General features: G+C 63.9%; 11 protein-coding genes. 3 read left to right on the forward strand and 8 right to left on the reverse strand.

The window, feature by feature from the left end; genetic code table 11:
- Positions 1–1,464 (forward strand): chaperonin GroEL (gene groL / locus VGC56_RS11970; protein ID WP_464125138.1); only part of this gene is annotated, 1,464 nt, incomplete at its 5' end.
- Between the two features lie 6 nt (positions 1,465–1,470).
- Here groL and VGC56_RS11975 read toward each other — a convergent pair.
- The 8 genes from VGC56_RS11975 to VGC56_RS12010 all read right to left on the reverse strand — a co-directional run bounded on the left by VGC56_RS11975 (position 1,471) and on the right by VGC56_RS12010 (position 11,513).
- Positions 1,471–2,706, reverse strand: coding sequence for a methyltransferase (locus VGC56_RS11975; protein ID WP_464125139.1), 1,236 nt, complete (start codon positions 2,704–2,706; stop codon positions 1,471–1,473).
- Positions 2,690–3,760: an ABC transporter ATP-binding protein gene (locus VGC56_RS11980; protein ID WP_464125140.1), complete on the reverse strand. Its 1,071-nt coding sequence runs from the start codon at positions 3,758–3,760 to the stop codon at positions 2,690–2,692. The genes VGC56_RS11975 and VGC56_RS11980 overlap by 17 nt, the downstream gene beginning before the upstream one ends.
- Complete coding sequence (locus VGC56_RS11985) at positions 3,757–4,581, reverse strand: carbohydrate ABC transporter permease (RefSeq protein ID WP_464125141.1); 825 nt, start codon at positions 4,579–4,581, stop codon at positions 3,757–3,759. The genes VGC56_RS11980 and VGC56_RS11985 overlap by 4 nt, the downstream gene beginning before the upstream one ends.
- A complete protein-coding gene (locus tag VGC56_RS11990; RefSeq protein WP_464125142.1) occupies positions 4,581–5,504 on the reverse strand; it encodes a carbohydrate ABC transporter permease in 924 nt (307 codons plus the stop codon). The genes VGC56_RS11985 and VGC56_RS11990 overlap by 1 nt, the downstream gene beginning before the upstream one ends.
- 3 nt (positions 5,505–5,507) lie before the next feature.
- Positions 5,508–6,854 carry an ABC transporter substrate-binding protein gene (locus VGC56_RS11995; RefSeq protein WP_464125143.1) on the reverse strand — a complete coding sequence of 449 codons (1,347 nt, stop codon included), beginning with the start codon at positions 6,852–6,854 and terminating at the stop codon, positions 5,508–5,510.
- A 38-nt stretch (positions 6,855–6,892) separates the two neighbouring features.
- Positions 6,893–9,151, reverse strand: a complete 2,259-nt coding sequence (locus tag VGC56_RS12000) for a type 2 periplasmic-binding domain-containing protein (RefSeq protein WP_464125144.1) — start codon at positions 9,149–9,151, stop codon at positions 6,893–6,895.
- Between the two features lie 124 nt (positions 9,152–9,275).
- Complete coding sequence (locus VGC56_RS12005; RefSeq protein WP_464125145.1) at positions 9,276–9,881, reverse strand: hypothetical protein; 606 nt, start codon at positions 9,879–9,881, stop codon at positions 9,276–9,278.
- Positions 9,882–9,959: 78 nt separating this feature from the next.
- Positions 9,960–11,513, reverse strand: coding sequence for a hypothetical protein (locus tag VGC56_RS12010; RefSeq protein ID WP_464125146.1), 1,554 nt, complete (start codon positions 11,511–11,513; stop codon positions 9,960–9,962).
- 743 nt (positions 11,514–12,256) lie between these two features.
- Here VGC56_RS12010 and VGC56_RS12015 point away from each other — a divergent pair.
- Both VGC56_RS12015 and VGC56_RS12020 read left to right on the forward strand, forming a co-directional pair.
- The gene (locus tag VGC56_RS12015; protein WP_464125147.1) at positions 12,257–16,291 is read left to right on the forward strand and encodes a hypothetical protein; all 4,035 of its coding nucleotides are present in this window, start codon (positions 12,257–12,259) and stop codon (positions 16,289–16,291) included.
- Positions 16,288–19,095: a hypothetical protein gene (locus VGC56_RS12020; RefSeq protein ID WP_464125148.1), complete on the forward strand. Its 2,808-nt coding sequence runs from the start codon at positions 16,288–16,290 to the stop codon at positions 19,093–19,095. The genes VGC56_RS12015 and VGC56_RS12020 overlap by 4 nt, the downstream gene beginning before the upstream one ends.
- The last annotated feature ends 16 nt before the right edge of the window (positions 19,096–19,111 follow it).

The raw sequence follows: 19,111 nt of genomic DNA on the forward strand, positions 1-19,111 counted from the left end.
CACGACAAGTTCGAGAATATGGGCGCGCAGATGCTGCGCTCGGTCGCGTCGCGGACGCACGACCATGCCGGCGACGGCACCACCACCGCCACCGTGCTTGCCCAGGCCATCGTGCGCGAAGGCGCGAAGTCGGTCGCGGCCGGCATGAACCCGATGGACCTGAAGCGCGGCATCGACCTGGCGGTGGAAGCCGTCGTCGCCGACCTCAAGAAGCGCTCCAAGCCGGTCAAGAACAACGCGGAAGTCGCCCAGGTCGGTACCATCTCGGCCAATGGCGATACCGTCGTCGGCGAGAAGATCGCCGAGGCGATGGAGAAGGTCGGCAAGGAAGGCGTGATCACCGTCGAGGAGGCCAAGGGCCTCGAGTTCGAGCTCGACGTCGTCGAGGGCATGCAGTTCGACCGCGGGTTCCTCAGCCCCTATTTCATCACCAATGCCGAGAAGATGCAGGTCGAGCTCGCCGACCCCTACATCCTCCTCCACGAGAGGAAGCTTTCGAACCTGCAGTCGATGCTTCCCATTCTCGAAGCCGTGGCCCAATCGGGCCGGCCGTTGCTGATCATCGCCGAGGACATCGAGGGCGAGGCTCTCGCCACGCTCGTCGTCAACAAGCTTCGCGGCGGTTTGAAGGTCGCGGCCGTCAAGGCGCCGGGCTTCGGCGATCGCCGCAAGGCGATGCTCGAGGACATCGCGATCCTGACGAATGGCGAGATGATCAGCGAGGATCTCGGCATCAAGCTCGAGAACGTCACGATCGGCATGCTCGGCCAGGCCAAGCGCGTCACGGTCGATAAGAACAACACCACCATCGTCGACGGTGCCGGCGCGCGTGAGAAGATCGAAGCGCGGGTGGGCGCGATCCGCCATCAGATCGAGAGCACCACGAGCGACTATGACAAGGAGAAGCTCCAGGAGCGCCTCGCCAAGCTCGCCGGCGGCGTTGCCGTGATCAAGGTCGGCGGCTCGTCCGAGGTCGAGGTGAAGGAGCGCAAGGACCGCGTCGAGGACGCCCTCCACGCCACCCGCGCCGCCGTGGAGGAAGGCATCCTGCCGGGCGGCGGCACCGCCCTCCTCTATGCCACGAAGACGCTCAAGGGCCTCAGCGGCCAGAACGACGACCAGACCCGCGGCATCGACATCGTCCGCCGCGCGCTGCAGTCGCCGATCCGCCAGATCGCCGAGAATGCTGGCCATGACGGTGCCGTCGTCGTCGGCAAGCTGCTCGAGGCCTACGACGAGACCCAGGGCTTCAACGCCCAGACCGAGGTCTACGAGAACCTCGTGACCGCCGGCGTCATCGATCCGACCAAGGTCGTGCGCACGGCGCTCCAGGACGCGGCCTCGGTCGCCGGTCTCCTCATCACCACCGAAGCGGCGGTGAGCGAGACGCCGGGAGACATGCCGGGCCGGGCCGGCATGTCTTCCGACGGCATGCGCGCCGCCGGCGGGAGAGCGGCTGCCTGAGCGCCTTCAGAGGACGCCCGCCGGCGTCGACGGGGTCCCGCCTCCCCCGTCTCTATCTCCGCCTTCGGCCCAGCGCGCCGAACGAGGGATGCCAGAGCTGCAACTGGCCCTGCGGGCTATTGCCCGGCGGCTGCTCAGAGCTTCCGTCCCGCCTCGCGTCATTATGCAGAGGACAGGTTCCAGCCAGCGGACACCCATGGCCGAGTATTCGTCGATGAAGCTCGCTGCTAGGTCATCCCGTCCGGGATTCAGATGCGCACAGGCTCCAGCGCTGATTTGGGCCTGATCACAGACGTCAACACGACCGAGCGAGATCAGCTCCAGCTCGATTCCTCGAGACGACAACGACCGCCGACAGAGCAGCAGTGGATCGGGCCGTCCCGGCGCTCGGAGCATGTCAAACCGAATGATCGCTCGACCCGCAGCCGCGAGATGCGAGGCAGACATTGCGAGTACTGCTCGCACCGCGTCGAGCCCGTCAGGCCCGCTTCCGACCCTGATCTGCGGATCGGGATAGCGTATCCCGGCTGGGACGATACGCCACGGCGGATTGGCGAGGATTACGTCGAAGAGGCCTTCCTTCGCAGTCATTCTCTCCCAGCTTTCATGGACGAGGCGCGCATGCCTGCCGTTGACGGCGAGGTTGACCCGGCTCAGCCAGATCGCGCGCGGATCGGTATCAACCGCCACCGTCTCGTCGCACATCCCGGCTAGGAGGTTCGCGAGAATGCCGGTCCCGCAGCCGAGATCCAGCCCCCGCGGCCTTCGGCCTAAGGGAGCGACTGCCGCCGCGAAGTCGTACGAGACGGTGCTGAGATAGGTTCGCTGGCTGATCAATCGGCCGCAGGCTGTTCGCAAGGGCCAGTCGGCGAGGAGAAATTGTCCTGGCGTGGCGAGCAGGCAGAGCGTGCTGCGCAGCGCGCCGTCCCGGCTCGTCAGGACGCCGTTCAACAACAGCCATTCGAGTGCGGCGTCGCTCAGAGCACGCTCCGCTTCCGAATGCCCGACCGCTTCACCGCGTACGAACAGCTCGGCAATCCCGCGAAGCGCGCCGCCCGCCTCTCCGGCGACACCTTGCGCCTTCTCGAACGAAGTCCAAGGATCGGTCGCGAAGGCTGGCCCGGCTGAAGCCTCAAACCAGTGGGCAAAGCCCGACCGTCGCAATGCCGCGAGAACGGCTGCGGCGCCGCCTGCAGTGCCGAGTCGGTTTCCGAGGGGAGCTACGTCAGCCAATTCGCCCACCACTAACGGTGTCGAACGCCATCAACCGCTCCTGCTGGATATGTATCCCCACGATGCTCCCCCCCGCTAGGTTTGGCGATCCCCGGACCCTGGCGGTCACGAAATGATCCCCGTTCAGGCAGACGATCGAATCCGGACCTATCGCCTCGACCCAGTCGACCTTCAGCGGGATGGCGCCGGATCGGCTCGGCTCGACGATTATGACGGCTTCCGGGCGGAAAGCCAGCGAAACACTGCTGGGCGCGCGATGCGCCGGCAGGAGCTCAGGTCGAGCTAGCGCCGCGTATTTCCCAAAAGAATTTAGGGCGTTATCGCCATTGGCCGCCGCGACGACGTTGCATCGCGGGATGCCGAAGAAGGTCGCAGCGAAGATCGTCCGTGGATCGCCGTACAATTCAGAAGGACTCCCCGCCTGCTCGATCCGCCCGTCCCGCATCAGAAGCACGCGATCTCCCAGCGCTAGCGCCTCCTCCTGATCATGGGTGACGAACAGCGACGTCACTCCGCGCTCTCGCTGCCATCTGTGGAACGATCTTCTAAGCTCGTGCCGGAGCTGCGCATCGAGGTTCGAGAAGCACTCGTCGGCCAGCAGCAGCGCCGCATCGTCACGCACGAGCGCGCGGGCGATAGCGACCCGCTGTTGCTGGCCTGCGCTGAGCTGGTGGGGACGGCGGTTCTCGAGTTCTATGAGTCCGACAAGACGGCACGTTTCGAGCACGCGCGTCTGAAGCCGATGCGCTGGTATCGCTCGTATCCGCAACGGATAGGCGATGTTCTCGAAGACGCTCAGGTGCGGATAGAGGCCTAGCCGGTCCATTACGAAAGCGAGCTTCCGCTCCCGGGTCGGTAGCCGGTCGACCGAGTAACCTCCAATCTCGACGTGCCCCCCATCCGGGGCGATTAGGCCGGCGATCACGTTCAGTAGGGAGGTTTTCCCGCAGCCAGAGGGGCCGACGAGACAAGCCAGCTCGCCATCGGCGACACGAAGCGAGCAGTCACGCAAGACCTGCGTCGGTCCGTAGCTGAGCGAAACGTCGCGCACGAGGAGGCTCACGCGAGCCTCGTCCCGTCATGAATAATGCCGCTCGTAAAGCCTCGTGCGAGGAAGCGGCGGACCATGAAGACGAGGCAGATCGGCGGCAGGCTTGCAATTAGAGCGACCGCGCAGAAATTACCCCATTGCGAGGTGGCTTGGGCGATGAAGCCGGGCAGCGCTGGTGTGATCGGCCGAGTCAGGGAACTGGAGAGCAACGACGACAGGAGATATTCATTCCAGGAAAAGAGAAATACGAACGCGGAAGCCGCCTGTAGCGCGGGCGCGTGCGCGGGTATGACGATGTCGAGCAGGGCGCCAAGCCAAGAGCGGCCGTCGATCTGCGCGGCAAGCTCGATCTCCCGCGGCGACTCGGCGACGGCGCTTTGCAGAAACCACACGACAAACGAGACATTGAATGCAGTCTGCGCGAGTATCACGGATAGATAGGATCCTCTGATATCGAGAAAAGTGAAGAGCGCAAACATAGGCAGGGAGAGGGCGATCGGCGGCGCCATCCGAGTCGAGAGGACGAGCAGGAAGAGCGTCCGGCTCCACGGCGTCACGAAGCGCGCAAAGAAGTAGGCCGACGGCGCGCCGATGATCAGGCTGAGCACCACCGTTCCGCCGCTGATGATCAGGCCGTTGATCAGCAGCTGAAGGATGCTTTGGCCGTTATACTCCCAGGCGAAGTTCTGGAACGTCAAGGCGAGGTGCAGCGTCGGCGGGCTCGCCGTTATGTCACCGCGGTCGCGGAAAGCCTGAAAGGTCATCCAGAGATAGGGGCCGACACCAGCGAATATCAGCCAGGCGGCGACCAAGCGCGCGAGGCGACCGCTCATCACCGGGCCGCCGCGCCTGACCGAAGCACCGAGAACAGCAGAGTGCACAGACCGTAGATTGCGATATACAGGATGACAGTGATCGCGGATCCGTAGGCAAGGTCGCCATGATCGAACGCCACGATCCAGGTGAACGGGCTTACGAGTTCGGTCGCAGACGCCGGACCGCCCCGCGTAAGCACGAAGATCTTATCGTATTCCTTGAACGAGTCCATGATACGTAAGAGGATGACGATCACGAACGTCGGCCGAAGCAGAGGCAGCGTTACCGTTCGAACCACCTGCAAGGTCGACGCGCCGTCCGCCTGAGCGGCCAAGTGCGGCTCGCGCGGCAGCTTGGCAAGCGCGGCGAGGAGGGCGATAACGAAGAAGGGCGTCCACTGCCAGATGTCGACCAGCACGACTGCCATGAACGCATAGTTGGGCGATCCGAGCACAGAGGCGTTGTCGCGCGTGAACATCGCCGAAAGATAGAAGCCGAGCGGCCCGTAGTCACCGTGAAGCAGCAGGCGCCAGATCATGCCGACCGTGATCGGAGCGATGATCAGCGGGAGAGCGATCAGCACCAAGGTGACGCTCGTGAGCCGCCGCCCGTGCCAGATCGCGAGCGCGAAGAGCAGGCCGAGCAGGAACTCCGGCGCTACCGTGACGAAGATGAAGAGGGCCTGCAACCGCAGGCTTGCGTGGAAGCGCTGATCGGACCAGGCCGCGGCATAGTTCGCCAGGCCGACGTACGAGCCGTCATGGCCCGGCAGGTTGAAGCTGAAGTCACTGAGGCTGAGCCACAGCATGATCGCGAACGGAATCACCGAGGCGGCCAGCATGAGCGCGACCAGCGGCGCCAGCGCCGCCAGCCCAAAGCGCCAGCCCGGGCCTGCGGCCCCCGGCACCGCGATGGTCTCTCTCGCAAGCAAGCGCCGCATCCCTCAAGCCTTGGGGGGGTAGCGGAGCTTGGCCTTGCCGCGGAGCACCTGGCCGATCTGGATCGCTATCGCGTCGAGCCCGTGCTCGGGCGAGGTCCGCCTCGTGACGATCTGCGAAAGGCCTCGTTGCATGATCTCGGTGATCTGCGAGGATTCCGGAATCGTTGGTTTCGGCACGCCGATCGGAATGCTTTGCAGGAATGTCGGTACATAAGGAATCCTCCTTACCCGCGGGTCCTGATACGTGGACTGAAGCGCCGAGGCGCCGCCGTGCAGAGTCTGCTGAATTTGAACGTTGCGACTCATCGCCCACTCGATGAACCTGTAGGCTTCCTTGGGATGAGGCGACTTCGTGGGAATGAGATAGGTCCAGCCCTCCAGCTGGCTGAACGGTGTGCCCGTCGCCGACGGGATCAGTGCGTAGCCCATCTTGCCAGCGACTTTCGACACGGACGGGTCCTCGAGCAGCGGCGTCTGGTCGTGCCAGAGAATGCCCATGAACACGCGCCCCTGCTGAAGGGACGCAAGAGCGTCGTCCCAGTTATAGTTAAGCGTCTCCCGCGGACTGTATTGAATCAGGCTGAGATACTGTTTGGTCGCCTGCACATTTTGGGGAGAGTTAACGACGATGTCTCCGTAGTCGCTGCCCTTCTTGGCGTCGAGAATGTTTCCTCCAAACGAGTATGCGAAATTCAGCCACTCGTACCACAGCGCGACGTGCTGCTGTCCCTGGATATAGGTACCATTCATTCCCCGCTCCGGGTGGTTGAAGAACTTTGCCAGGTCCATGTATTCCTGCCATGACCTCGGGGGAGCGAGCTCTCTTCCGAACTGCTGCCTGAAGGCAGCCTTCTCGGCCGGGTTCTCCATCATATCTTTGCGATAGCTGACGTACATCGTCAGGCTGGTGAACGGGTAACCGTAGAGCCGTCCCTTGTACCAGCCGATTTCGCGCCACCACCGGGGAAAGAGCTGGCTGGCCGGATCGAACGACGCATTGTGTAGAGAGGGGTCCGTGAGGAACCTGTCCAGCGGCTGGACCTGGCCCTTCTCGACCCTCTTGCCGAGGAGGCGGTGCGGCTCGAGAATGATATCGTAGGTGACCTGACCAGAACTCAGTTCCTGGTCTACCTCCGCGACGACCGCTTCATGGTCCTTTTGGACGATCTCGACCTTGAAGCCGGTCGATCTCTCGAATTCACCCTTGATCTTGTTCAGAGCGTCGAGCGGCGCATAGGCCTCGCCGATCAGGCGGATCGTCGTGGGCTGTCGCGAGTGCCAGACGGAATAAGCACCTATGCCAACGACGACGAGGACCAGCAAAACGAGAACAGTCCGATAGTTTCTCATGTCTGCCTCCCACTCGCGCGTTGGCGCGATGATCAAACTCAGCTCACGATAGATCTTACCTGCGTCTTTACGTTCCGCAGAGCATCGTTAATCGCGGCGTCGAGCTCCCCCCCCTCCCTCGGGTCAGCGATCAGAGAGGAGAGCATCTCGAAGACCAGGTTGTCGATGCGCTCGCGCGGCGAAGCCACCCAGCGGCCGCCCCAGATTGCATTCTTCATCGTCGTCAGGAAGACTTCGAACGAGGCCTCGCTCCGCAGCCGGGCCTCGGCGGACGGATCATCCGGGATGTATTGGCCCGACCTCAACCGCTCCGCCGGTAATCGCTCGAGTTCCTGGGCCACTGCCCAGCTGGACGGGCTCGGAAACCCGCGCCTGAGTAGGGTGCGCTGCCGGTCAGGCTCGAGAAACCATCTAGCGAATACCATCGCTTGTGCTGCGATCGTCTCCTCGCCCGGTTTCGCGGGGAAGGTCATGACCCATCCGTCGACGAGACAGCTGCGTTGCTGGCGCATATCCCTCGGGCCGCGCGCCAGCCTGATCGCGAGAGAGTTGCTCTCCAATGCCTTCGCATCGCCGTTGAGGCGGGTGGGAGAGACATCGCGCAGCACATCGCCCTCCCGCTCGAAGCGGAAACTGTCGGTCCACCCCATGTAAAGCGCGCACTCGGCGTTGCCGAAGCGTACGATCTGCTCGTCCATTGTCTTGCTGTGCCCACTCGCCTTGGCGAGCTCGATGAATTGCCGCGTCGCAAGCTTGGTCTCGTGGCGCTCGAAGCCCACGCCGTCCAAGTGCCCGTCCGAGAGAAGGAGATCGTATCCGCCAAGGCTGGTCACAAAATTCAGCCAGTCATAATAAAGGCCCGGGCCTTGCCCGACGATGCTGAAGATCCTTTCGACGTCGGCGCCGGCACGCCGATTGGCGTCGAGAAGCTCCATCAGGGCCGGCCAACTCCCTGGCATGAAAACCGAGCCGGACTCCTTCTGCCCCCGCTCGCGCCAGTAATTGGCGCAGTAACCCGCAAGGGGCGTCAGGTTGGCGCACATGACGCTGGCATTGACCGAGAAGGGAAGCGCCAACACCCGGCCGTCGACCGAGCAGCGCTTACGCCAGTTCTTGTAGTAGCTTTCAAGAAATTCCCAATCCAGCGCGGACGCCCCCTCCTCCCTTTCGAGAGGCACGCGGTGAAGCAGCTTCCCGCCGGCAAGCGCGCTCACCTCCTTCAGCCGGCTGTGCGGCACCATCAGCACGTCCGGCAGCTCAGAAAGATCGGGTCCCTCGCCAAGGAGGCGGGTCCAAGGGGCGTCAGCAGCTTCGGCTTGATAGCCGGTGATCTTGAAGCAGGTGGCGTCGGATGAGCCTTGGACGAGTTCGTCCAGCAGGTCGAAATGTACGTTCTCGACGGCAATGCGGACTGGTTCGGTCACGGACTGCGCCGGCACGACCGCGCCATCGAAACTCTGCGACTCCCGGATCACCAGCTTTGAGATGTCCGAGGCGAGTTTTCGGTAGCCTTGGGTAAGCAGTGAGTGGGGAAACTGGCCGGGGAAATAGGCTTCGCCGAAAGACGCTGCATCTGAATAATAAAGGAAATGTTCGACCCGCGCCGGCAACTGGTAGAGCGATTGCGATCCCTTCGCCTGTCGTTCTCCCAGCAGACCAGCGACATAGGTGAGCCGTTGCTCGAGCGCTCCAGGCCCAACCGTCGGCACCGGGCTTGCAACCAGGAATACCGGCACCTGCACGGGCTGCGCCCCGGACTCCGGCCCCAAGGCCTTATCGAGGATGGACAAGCTGCCGATGATGTTCTGATCGTTCAGACCGAAAAAGAGCACGAGTAGATGCGGAATGGAATAGGTGTAGACCGGAGAAAAGGGTCCGGCACCAGTCCGACCATCGATGAACAGAAAGTCGAGCTGATAGCGATCGATGAAGGCGTTCGCGATATCCCAGGTGATAGCTGTCGCTCCCAGGGAGGTCACGTTCGATCCAGCGAAGATGCTCGTGAATCTCTCGACCGTCTTCATGTATCCGATCGATTTCTGGACTGAGCCTTGCGCCGTCGGCATCAGAACCAAGTTGCCCGCTCCGGTCCCAGGCAGGGCGAAGACATGCGCGTCGAGGTCGTCGGGGCCGATCTCTGGCTGCTGTCCGACCAAGCTCGCGCGGCTATTGAACAGCTCCAGGAAGCCGGGTCGTTCATCGATCGCCGCGGACAACTCGCTCCGGCTGGGTTGCTGCTCGAGGTCGCGGCAAAGCGCCTCGTGCACAAGGCCTGGGGAGTCGATGTCGAGGTCCATGAGACCGACCCTGTATCCCATTTCGTCTGAGAGCAGTCTCGCCACATTCGAGAGGGCAAGAGTGCGGCCAGTGCCTCCCTTGAAGGCGTAGAAGGTGACTATGAGAGCCTGGTGCCGGTCCACGTCAACGGCCGCGTGCGGGATCGACGCCGATCGTGCCATTCATCCTAGGTGTGACACCGACTGCAATTGGGACTGCCGCTCGCCCGTGCTCGGTGAGCAGGTTCATGGTCGCTTTGCCCTTCCGATAGGACGCGACGAGACCCTGGAGCCGCAACAGCGGAAGGCGACGAGCGATGGTTTCGGCAGTCACGCCGATGCCCGGATGGTCCGCCAGCTCCCTCCCGGAGAGCGGCCCCGCTTGCTCGAGGACGTTGAGAATAAGAACGTCGGTAGGGTTGAGATTGAACCCTCCTTCACCCTGCATCTCCGGATGCTGCCGCTGCAGCGCTACGGCCAACAGCCTGACATAGCCACGCAGTTCGTCCGTCAGCGCGCGGTCGTCAAATACGTGGTCGGCGGCACCGTCTCGCGTGAGGATCTCCGTGAAGCAGGCTTCCACCGCCTCAAAGGTCTCGTGAAGATCGCGGCCGCTTCGGCTGGCGAGCACTGAGACGATCTGGTTGGCCAGGGCATTCAGCTCCGGCTCCGTTCGCCCGGCTTCCCCCGACTCAGCGGCCCCCCTGATGGCGCCGATCAGCTCGGCGACAAACTCCTTGCGCTGCAGCACTCGGCACTCCCTTTTACCCGACAATAGCTCGGCAAACAGCCATCGTCAATTGACCATCAATTGATAACTGAGCCCGTCTTAACGGGAGGTTGACACGGACGTGGGAGCCCACGCTTCAACGTCCCAATTGATCGCCGCCCAAGGCGCCGCATCCGCGAGTTTCACTTTCCAGAGGAAATAGCGAACATCCGACTCGTCGCCCGCAGCCCGCTCCCCAGCTGCCTCGCGGTCGTGCCGCCAATCGACGCAAAGAGCGGCTCCGCACTCCGATAAAGGCGGAAGCAGCCGCGCCGCGTTGGACCTATGTGTAAGAGCCAGGCTGTTGGACACCGCGACCCGGCATCGCCCGTCGCGCGCCGCCGCCTTACCGAAGCTGTGCATCCATCGATGTTCCTCAATCGAGCGGTCGAGGATCGGCGTGAAAACCCAGTCGAGTGCTAGGTTGGCCCTCAGGAAACGTCCCGGCTCGGAACGACTGAGATCCTCGCAGATCAACACGCAAAAGCGTCCCAGCTCTCCGAGCTCGAAAACGACAACTTCATCGCCCGGCCGAATCCTTTCGTAGAGGAGTTCGTCGTCGGACAGGTGGGAGACCACTCCGAGCTGGCGCCTCTGATCGGAGTTCAGGTTCCAGCGATGAAGCTTGCTCTGGCGACCGATCTCGACGCCGCGGGCATCATAGATCACGGCTTCATTCCGCGGCATTCCACCCTCTGCTTCGCGAGACGTCGTGCCGGCGACGACAAGCTCCAGTTCGCTTGCCTTGCCATGTCTGGAGATTGCGTCCCGCAGAGGAGCATGCGCCGAGGGATGCATGGTGGCTTCCGGGAATATGACGATGTGGGCGCCAGCCTCGGAGAGCGACCTGAGCGCCTCTCCCGCCTGCGCGCCCAAGTCGCGGGGGAACGCATCGTACCACCCGCGGCCGTCATCCAAGGACACCACGAGGTCGACGTCGTCGGCGTCGAGGGCCAGCGGGGCGAATCCGACCATCAGATTTCCTGCCGGAAACCCACGCGCGCGCCGCGGGACCGTCGGCACGATCCGATAGGTCAGCTTTACGTGGCGTTCGTCAATGCCGTTCAAGCAATCGTCCGGGTCCGTGGCGGGCACGGTCTCAGGAATGACGACGAGCCACTTGAACGTCTCGTAGAGAGGGCGAGTCTTGTCCGTTCCCAGAGGCATGCCCGCTGCGAAGTCGGGATCGGACCGACGCCCCGAAGCTGGAAGCTTGGGTATCACCTGACCGAGAGCGGGAACTAGATTGAAGCGGCCGGCGCTGCCGAGGAGATATTGAGCGCGAAGATGCTCAAGAGAGAATAGCTGATCGTCGAGGGCGAGCGTCCCCACGCCCTCGTACCACTCGTCGATGCCCTGCGCCACGAGCAGCCGTCGCATCCATATCCCCGATGGATCGCCGTCCCCTCGTATGAACTTCTGCAGGTCATCGAGGCCTTTGACCTGATCGTCCAACGCAAGTCGCGACTGAATGAGCCTGCGGCTGAAGCCGAGGGTCCGCTCGCGTGGCTCGGCGGCTTGCTCCGCTATGGCGCCTTCTGTTGCCTCATGATTTTCTGACAGATCTCGCCAGATCTCGGCAAACAAATCCGCGGCATTGTTGGAAATACGCAAGAGCCCCCTCCTTACGTCACCCGCTAGCTAGGCGCTTCGCGCATTCAAGTTCAATGGTTTTTTGGGGACAGCTTTTGGTTCTGTCCCTGCACTCTCGCTGACCGTTTTAGCGCCACTGAAAGAGGCCTGCTGCTTTCTCCAGCGCCCTGCGCCGCAATCTTCATACCACCGAGGCGATGCTGGCGGCCGGGTGGGAGGGTGCGTTTCCAAGGCGCGACTCATGAAGCTGACGATTTGTGGCTCGACGACGCAGTCGTCCGAGGTGCTGGGGACAAAAAACAGCTGATTCCCCACCGAGGCATTCGATTGTCAACGCCTGATTTCTAAAAGGCATAAAACCAAAATGGCGCGATTGAACGCCGGCTTTCATGCCGATGGGTCGACGGATCGTCACACTGAATTTCAAAGCACAGGTTGCTGGAGCTCACCCCCATGGCCTACCGGAGAAGCTCTTGCCACGTCCGCTTAGTGAAGCGGTGGCCAGCCCTCCTGTCCGAGCCCATGCTAACGTAAAACAGGATGATGTCCTCGGACGGTACCTTGCAATCGCTGTGAAGAGGATTACGGTCCACCAGTAGAAGTCATGGCTTCTGTAATTCTGTTCCTGCTTTCGTCGTCACGGAGTCCTGTGGGTTTCATGTAGGGCTTCGGTTCGGCTCGACCTAGCGATCGCTTTTTTCACGACCCGGTCGTCTCATGGTGTTCGTCCCGTTCTAATGATCTCCAGTGCGTGGGAACGCTGAATGGCTTTACAGGGTGAGAATCTCGCGATGGTCGGGCTCGGCGTGCTGGGTGACCAGCCGCCGCATCCGATCCAGCCGGTTCTTCCCAACGGAGTGCATTTGCGCTGGGCCTTTGATCCCGAGCTCGGCTTCCCCTGGCACGGCTACCACCTGTTCCGGCGGCCGCACCGGCCCGGCAAGCCGATCTGCATCGCTCAGCAATGGCGAACCTGGGCCCAGGAGCCTCCCGCCGCCCTCACGCAATCGCTCGCAGAGGGAGAAATCTCCAGCGACTCGCAGTTCTCCCTCGCGTCGGCTCCCGGCGGAGTCGCGGGGATCGACCTTCGCCACCGCACCTTTCTGCGCTTCGACCTGCCCAAGGCCCGGCCGGCGCGTTCATTCCAGCTCAGAATTGGATTCCCGGCCGACAAGCCGCTCAGGGACTCGGACACGGTTCCGGATCGGGAGGATCGGGCCTCGGGGCTTCGGGTCCCACCCGCCCCGGTCCTCGACCGGATCGTTCCCGATCCGAATGATCGCAAGGCGGGGCCTCGGACCCGGGCGGCCCCGGTTCTCGAGCAGATCCCTCCTGATCTGAAGGACGGAGAGGCGGAGCCTCGGACCCGCCGTGCCCCCGACGTTGAACAGGTCGAAGCGGCGATCTCGCACAACCCTTTCGCAAGCCCGAGGGCGGTGGCGTTCGACCGCGATACTCCGGTGGCGTTCGCCGATCTTGCCCCCGGCGCCGCGCCAACCGCGTTCGTGACCTTGGCGGCGGACCGGATGGACCGGATCGAGATCAGCGGCGGGTGGGCCGTGCTGACCGATCTGTGCTTCGTCCCCGTCGACCAGGACGCAGGTGAAGGCTGGGGCCAAATCCCGGGTTTCCCTTATCCGCTCTGCCTGCCGACGGCGGCGCCGGGTTATGCCTGCAAGGGCCACCCGACAACCGATGCCCAGGCCGAGAGCATGGCGCTGTCGCGGATCCGTTACGGCGCTCCGGCGCCATGGAGCGGCACCCGCATAACGCAGCTGCGCCAAGTGCTCGATTCGCTCGCGGCCAATCCGCCGTCGGCGGGCGGACAGGAGATGGCGGAGCGTTCGGGAAGCTACCACGACTCTCTGGGCGATCCCGACCAGCCGGTCATGCCCGACCAGCGGCCGCTCGACCTGGTGCTGATGGGCGCGATCAACCCGGCCATTGCGCAGATGGTCGGACTTTATTGGATCGACGATTCGCCCCGCGCCGGTCCCGGGTCCGCCTCGGCGGCGTCGGACCCGCGTCCAATCGCGGCCGCCCGGGAGGAGCCGAGGCTCGTCCGCGCGGACGCCGCGCCCGTCGCGGATGAGCAGCCGAGACGCGCCGGATCGCGTGTATCGACGCTCGCGGCCGAGGCCGGGCAGCTTGCGGCGGGCCTTCCTCGCGGCGGGCCTGCGCCGACGCCGGAATTCTTCACTGCCCCCGCGCCTCTCCCCCCGCCTTCTCCCCCTTACGACTATCTCTTGCTGGCCGATCATTCCGGCCGCTATCACGGCGAGCCGGCGGAGGCGCTGGTGGCGCTCGCCCAGCCACTCCCCGACGATGTCGACGTCTGGATCTGCTTCAACTTGCGCGAGCAGAAGGCGTCCCCCCTGCCGCCGCCTCAGGAGGTCGCCGTGTTCGCCCTTCCGGGAGGAGCGACCGACCCCGCTGTCATCGCCCAGGACCTGGTCAGCGCGGCGGGCCTGCGCTGGCGGATCGAGCAGACGGCGGAAGGGGACCTGCTCCCGGGTGCGGCGGTCGGCTATCATATCTGGAGGGCCCAGCTCGGACCAGCGGCCCCGGCCGCGCCGCCGCCGCTTTCCACTCACGCCCACCTGACCGCGAGCGGGATGGTCATGGTCGCCGCCCCCTCGCCGGCTCCTGGAGGGCAGGCGCGGCCGAGCGACTGGCCGCCTTGGCCGATGCACAAGATCGACGGGCGGCTGGCCGAGGGCTGGTATTCCTACCTCGTCAGCGGGATGGACATATTCGGGCGCATCGGCATCATGAGCGCACCGGCCGAGTGGCGGCAATGGGCGCCCGAGCCGGTGCCTCGGCCGTGGTATTATTCGGGCATCCCCTCGGACGCGCATATCCATCCGTTCGCCGTCCGCCTTTTGGTCAAAGCTCCGCCGCCCGTCGTCCCCGGGGTCGAGGCCTCCACCCTCGATCCGCTCGACCCCGATCTGGCCGGCGAGGCCCGATACGATTCGTGGAAGGCGCAGGGCTGGTGGAACGCGCTCTCAGCCGCCGACAAGCGCAAGCGCGCGGGCGTCAGGGTGCGCTGGCGCTGGGACCCGGAGCAGATGGCGCAGGCGCCGCGGACCAAGGAGTTCCGCATCTATCTCAGCTCCGGCGGTGAGCCGGTGGCGGACCACAACGATCCGCTCGCCTGGCCGCAGCGTGTCTACGCGATCGACGCGGCCACCCATTTCACGCCGGTGCTCGGCTCCAATCTGGTCCCGACCGGCGGCCGCCAATATGAGGTTCTTCTGCCCGAGAATGCCGCGGGCCAGGGCTTTGCCGGAGTCGCGCTGGAGCCGACCGACCTCGAGCCGATCGTCTACGCCCATGTCGCCGTCACGGCGGCCGACGACCGCACCCACAGCGCCGACCCTCCGAAATGGTCCGCCGGAGCGTGGGGCGGGCGCTTCGGCAACGAGGGCCGGATCGGCAACGCCGCCAAGATCTTCCGGGTGCTGCGCGCGCCGCCGCCCATGCCGCCCGTGATCGGCGCCGACGACAAGGTTTGGGCGACCCGCGCGGACTATCACGGCGTGTCGCGCTACACCGTTCACTGGGCGAAACCGGCGCCGGGGCAGAAGGTTCACATTTTCCGGGCTCTCGACGATGCCGTGTTCCGCGCCGATTGGGACCGCCGCCATGCCGGGGGTGCCGCGGCCTTCCAGACCGCCGACGCCGCCCCGTTCGGCTGGAACCCGGCGGAGGAGGCGGCGGTGGTCGCGGAGCTCGGGGCTCCGCTCGACTCGGTCGCGCCGCTCAGCTGGGACGACGATCCCGCCGTGCGCGCCGCCTACGAGGCGCTGTCCGAACGGGCACTGCGCGTGCTGGCGAGCTTCTCCGGCAATGACGACGCCTTCGTCCAGACCACCTTCGAGCCGCTCGATCCGGCCGATCCGGCCAATGCCGACCGCCCCGGCCCGGACCCCAATGCGCCCTACACGTCGAATTTCGCGTGGGGCGCGTATGTGGCAGAGATCGACGGCAAGGCCGCCAACCGCTATTTCTTCCGCGCCGCCTATGTGAACGCGGCCCACATCGTCGGCGCGCTCGGCCCGTCGAGCCCGGCCGTCTACCTCCCGAAGGTCGCGCCGCCGCGGGTGCCGGCGATCACGAAGGTGACCAGCGGCGAGCTCTCCATCACCCTCGAATGGGCGCACAACCGCGAACCCGACCTCGCCGAATACCGCGTCTACCGCGCCGAGGACGAAAGGCAGGCGCGGGATCCGCGGCTGATGGCGCGGGTGGCGACGATCGCGAAGGCGGACGTGGATATGACGAAGCCGGGGGTGGTGTGGACCGATACCGGCGGGTTGATCGGGGGGCGGACGTACCTCTATTGTCTGACTTCGGTGGACGGGGTCGCAAATGAATCGGCACTGGGCCCGGCGGCCGGAGCGATGGCGGTCGACGGTCGAATCCCCGATGTTCCCGTATGGGAGGGGCAGCGATGGCAGTTGATGGAGCCGCAGGACGGCACGACGTCCCCATGGCCCGCGGACGGAATCCTTCAACCCGGACTTGTGCCGGCGCTTGAGCTGACCTGGAGCATCACCCGCGAGGTCGAACGGTTCGAGCTGGAGCGCCGGCGGGCCGGAACGGGTCCGTTTGACCGAATGCCGACCCAGGCGGGAATTGTCGAGGAGAGCGGCACGTTCCGGTTCGTCGACACCAGCGCCGATCCTCGATTCAGCTGGGAGTATGTGGTCAGGGCGCAGGCGGGTTCCGGCCTGCAATCCGCGAGATCGCTTCCGCTGCGGGTGAGCCGCCCCCGTTTGGGGGGCGGGCAATGACCTCGTCAGGCTACAAGGTCACTGCCTACCTCCCGGTTATCCCGCCGCCGCCGGATCCCGCTTCCGGGACGGCCCACTACGCCGCGTTCGGGGCAAATCCGATCCTGTCACAGTCAGGCGTCGATGACGGCGTGATCATCGAAGGAATTCCGCTCGCGCACAGCCAGGTCTACGCGATGTTCGGCGGCTTTGTTTCCTTCGTGCCGGCGGGACAGCCGCTGCCCGTTTCGACCAATGTCGCGCCCGCCGGCGGCGCCGTTGCGATCACGATTTGGGCAGCGGACGTCGACGCCCAGCGTCGCTGCTTGGCGCCCGGGCTCCCCGCTCTCAGCACGGTGATCTACACCGGACTGAACCCGGCCACGGTGAAATCCGCGCTTCGTCCGCACGTCCAGGCGCTCACCGCAAAGCAACTCCTCACTTCCTACAAATCGGCCCATGGCGGTGCGGCGCCCGCGAGCGGCACCGATGCGGCGGAGGATCATCTCAACCGCGTCATATCGGGAAGTGCCTCGGTCTTCGTCGGCGGCGGCGCGATCCTGGGGAACGGCGGCCCCGTCAATTCGACCGACCCGGCTCAAGGTGCCCGACTCGAGCTGCGGCTGATCAGCGCACTCGAGCCGAACAGCTATGCGCCGCCCCTTCCGGTCCTCGCTGCGGCTCCTGCCTTCGACTCGACCGTCCCCAAGGAAAGCTGGCAGGAGCATCCGCTTACGCTTGCCGCCTTGGCCCTGCCTCGAGCCGCCGAATTCCATCTCCGCTTCAGCGTTTGGAACCCGCTCACCTCGACTTATGATCCTATCGCCAATGCGGCGGTGAGCGTCATCCACGACACCCAGACGGGGCCGGTGGCTTTAACCGGCGGTCTGATGGGAACGACTGACAGCAATGGCGTCGTGCACCTCAGCACGCCTGATCTCGACCAGGCCACCGGACCCATGCCGGCGCTTCACTTCGAGATCGACCTGCAATCCAGCAACCAGCATTACGATCCCGCGACCGGCCAGTTCGGCCCGTTTCCGATCTCGGCCTGGTCTACTAAAGGATGGCGGAGCGCGAACTATGTGGTCCCCGGCGACTTTCCGGCCTTCAGCGGCGGTCGAATGGGGAACGCCGCGGCTCCGGCGGAATTCCGAGTCGGCCTAGACTTCACCGTCAAGCTCGGCTGGACCGACCCGTGGACAGCACAATTTCTTCAGGCCCCTCCAGGCCTCGTCGTCGACCTGGTCATTAACGTAGAGGGCGGCCTTCAGCGCTTCACCACCCATGCCGATATCGACGGGGTAGCTGCCGGGGTCGTCTATCCGAGTTCGATGGCCGGGGACGCGGTCATAGCGCTCGTAGTCAAGACGGCGCTTTGCGATCCCACGGCTCCCGCTTCGATGCTTGCGACATTCCTCGCGCTGGAGGCACACGATCTTCCCGAGCTGATCCAAGGCTGGAATACTCCCCCCAGCGAAATTCAGTTTCCATTTTACGAAGGGAGCCGGCCCAGACCCATACGGCCGCCGCAGGGCCACATTTACACCCTGGACATGAAGACTCAGCCGCAGCTCGAGGGCGTGGACCGAGGCCTGTTCCTTGGCGAAGTCTACGTTCTCCAATGCTTCGCCGAATTGCTGGAATCTCTCCGGTGGCTGATCCCGAACACCAATATCGTGTGGAATGACGGCGAAGGAATGAAATTTGCGGTAAATTTCTCAGGCAATACCTCCTTCACCGCAGCGGACCTGACCGGCCCCACGAGAAGGGGCGGCACCGTCTATAATCCGGACCGGCTCAAGGCGCCGAGCAGACGCGTCACCATATTCCACGAGCTGGGTCACGCCTTGCTCGGCAATTACTGCGAATCCGTTTTCGACCAGAACGCCTGGCAGACGCACGGCTTCGAAAACCATGCCGCCCGGCTGATCACGAACGAACTGACCGCCTTTACCGAAGGATTTGCGGAATTCTTCGCCGCGATGTTTACGGCTCCCGAAGCGATCTTTCAGCTTTTTCCGCCGCCTGACGGATTTGCGGATGTGGGCACGCCCGGCTTCCACTGGAGCCGTCCATTCAACGGATATGATCCCTACGGGCAGCCCCTACCGGCCGAGTTGAACATGGACGTCGTATATTCCGGCGAATTTTCCGGTTTCGTTGCGCAATCCTTTGGCCCTCCGAGCGCCAACAAGGGCCTCGTGGTCGAAGGCGCGTTCGCCACCGCTCTCTATATGATCTTCAATGAGATGGTCGCCGGAGGCGACAACTCCAGTCCCCGAACGATCAAGAGGAGCAACGGGAACGGGTTGGTGGCTTCAGTCAATCCTTGGATCAACGCCGGTCTTGGGGCGAAGTTCGAGAGCATAATCTGGGATGCCTTGAACCCGTTCCTTCTCCCCAACACGCTCGAGGAGACCAGCCCCTACGTTCAGGAAATGCAGTCCAACCGTCCTTCGCTGGGTCATGAAACAAAATCGATCTGGAACAGGCTCAATATCTTGGTAACTGAGCCGGTGATTACATCAATAAAGTCTAACGGAAATCTGATTTATAGTTCAGGCGCGGTGACAGGATTGGTTCAGGCCGTGGATCTAATTAATATCACCGTCTATCTCGAAATCGCCGGATACGATTTCCCCAGCGACGCAAAACTAGGACTCATATCCTCCCCGGGGGATCTGCCTCTTGGCCGGGTGTCGGTCGATGGCTGGAATCTCATCACCGTCCGGCTGCTTCCGCTCCAGGTGGGAACCTACGACCTTTTTCTCGATACAGCATGGGGACGAAAAGTGTTTCCGGGCGCACTGGTGATCGCATGACGCAACGTCGGCAGGA

The organism is Allosphingosinicella sp., from assembly GCF_036403745.1.
Classification (GTDB): domain Bacteria; phylum Pseudomonadota; class Alphaproteobacteria; order Sphingomonadales; family Sphingomonadaceae; genus Allosphingosinicella.

Bases quoted from the DNA above. Each gene is read 5' to 3' on its own strand.
- VGC56_RS12020 (WP_464125148.1), top strand. From the start codon at position 16,288: ATGACCTCGTCAGGCTACAAGGTCACTGCCTACCTCCCGGTTATCCCG.
- VGC56_RS11985 (WP_464125141.1), bottom strand. From the start codon at position 4,581: ATGAGCGGTCGCCTCGCGCGCTTGGTCGCCGCCTGGCTGATATTCGCT.
- VGC56_RS11995 (WP_464125143.1), bottom strand. From the start codon at position 6,854: ATGAGAAACTATCGGACTGTTCTCGTTTTGCTGGTCCTCGTCGTCGTT.
- VGC56_RS11990 (WP_464125142.1), bottom strand. From the start codon at position 5,504: ATGCGGCGCTTGCTTGCGAGAGAGACCATCGCGGTGCCGGGGGCCGCA.
- VGC56_RS12015 (WP_464125147.1), top strand. From the start codon at position 12,257: ATGGCTTTACAGGGTGAGAATCTCGCGATGGTCGGGCTCGGCGTGCTG.
- VGC56_RS12000 (WP_464125144.1), bottom strand. From the start codon at position 9,151: ATGGACCTCGACATCGACTCCCCAGGCCTTGTGCACGAGGCGCTTTGC.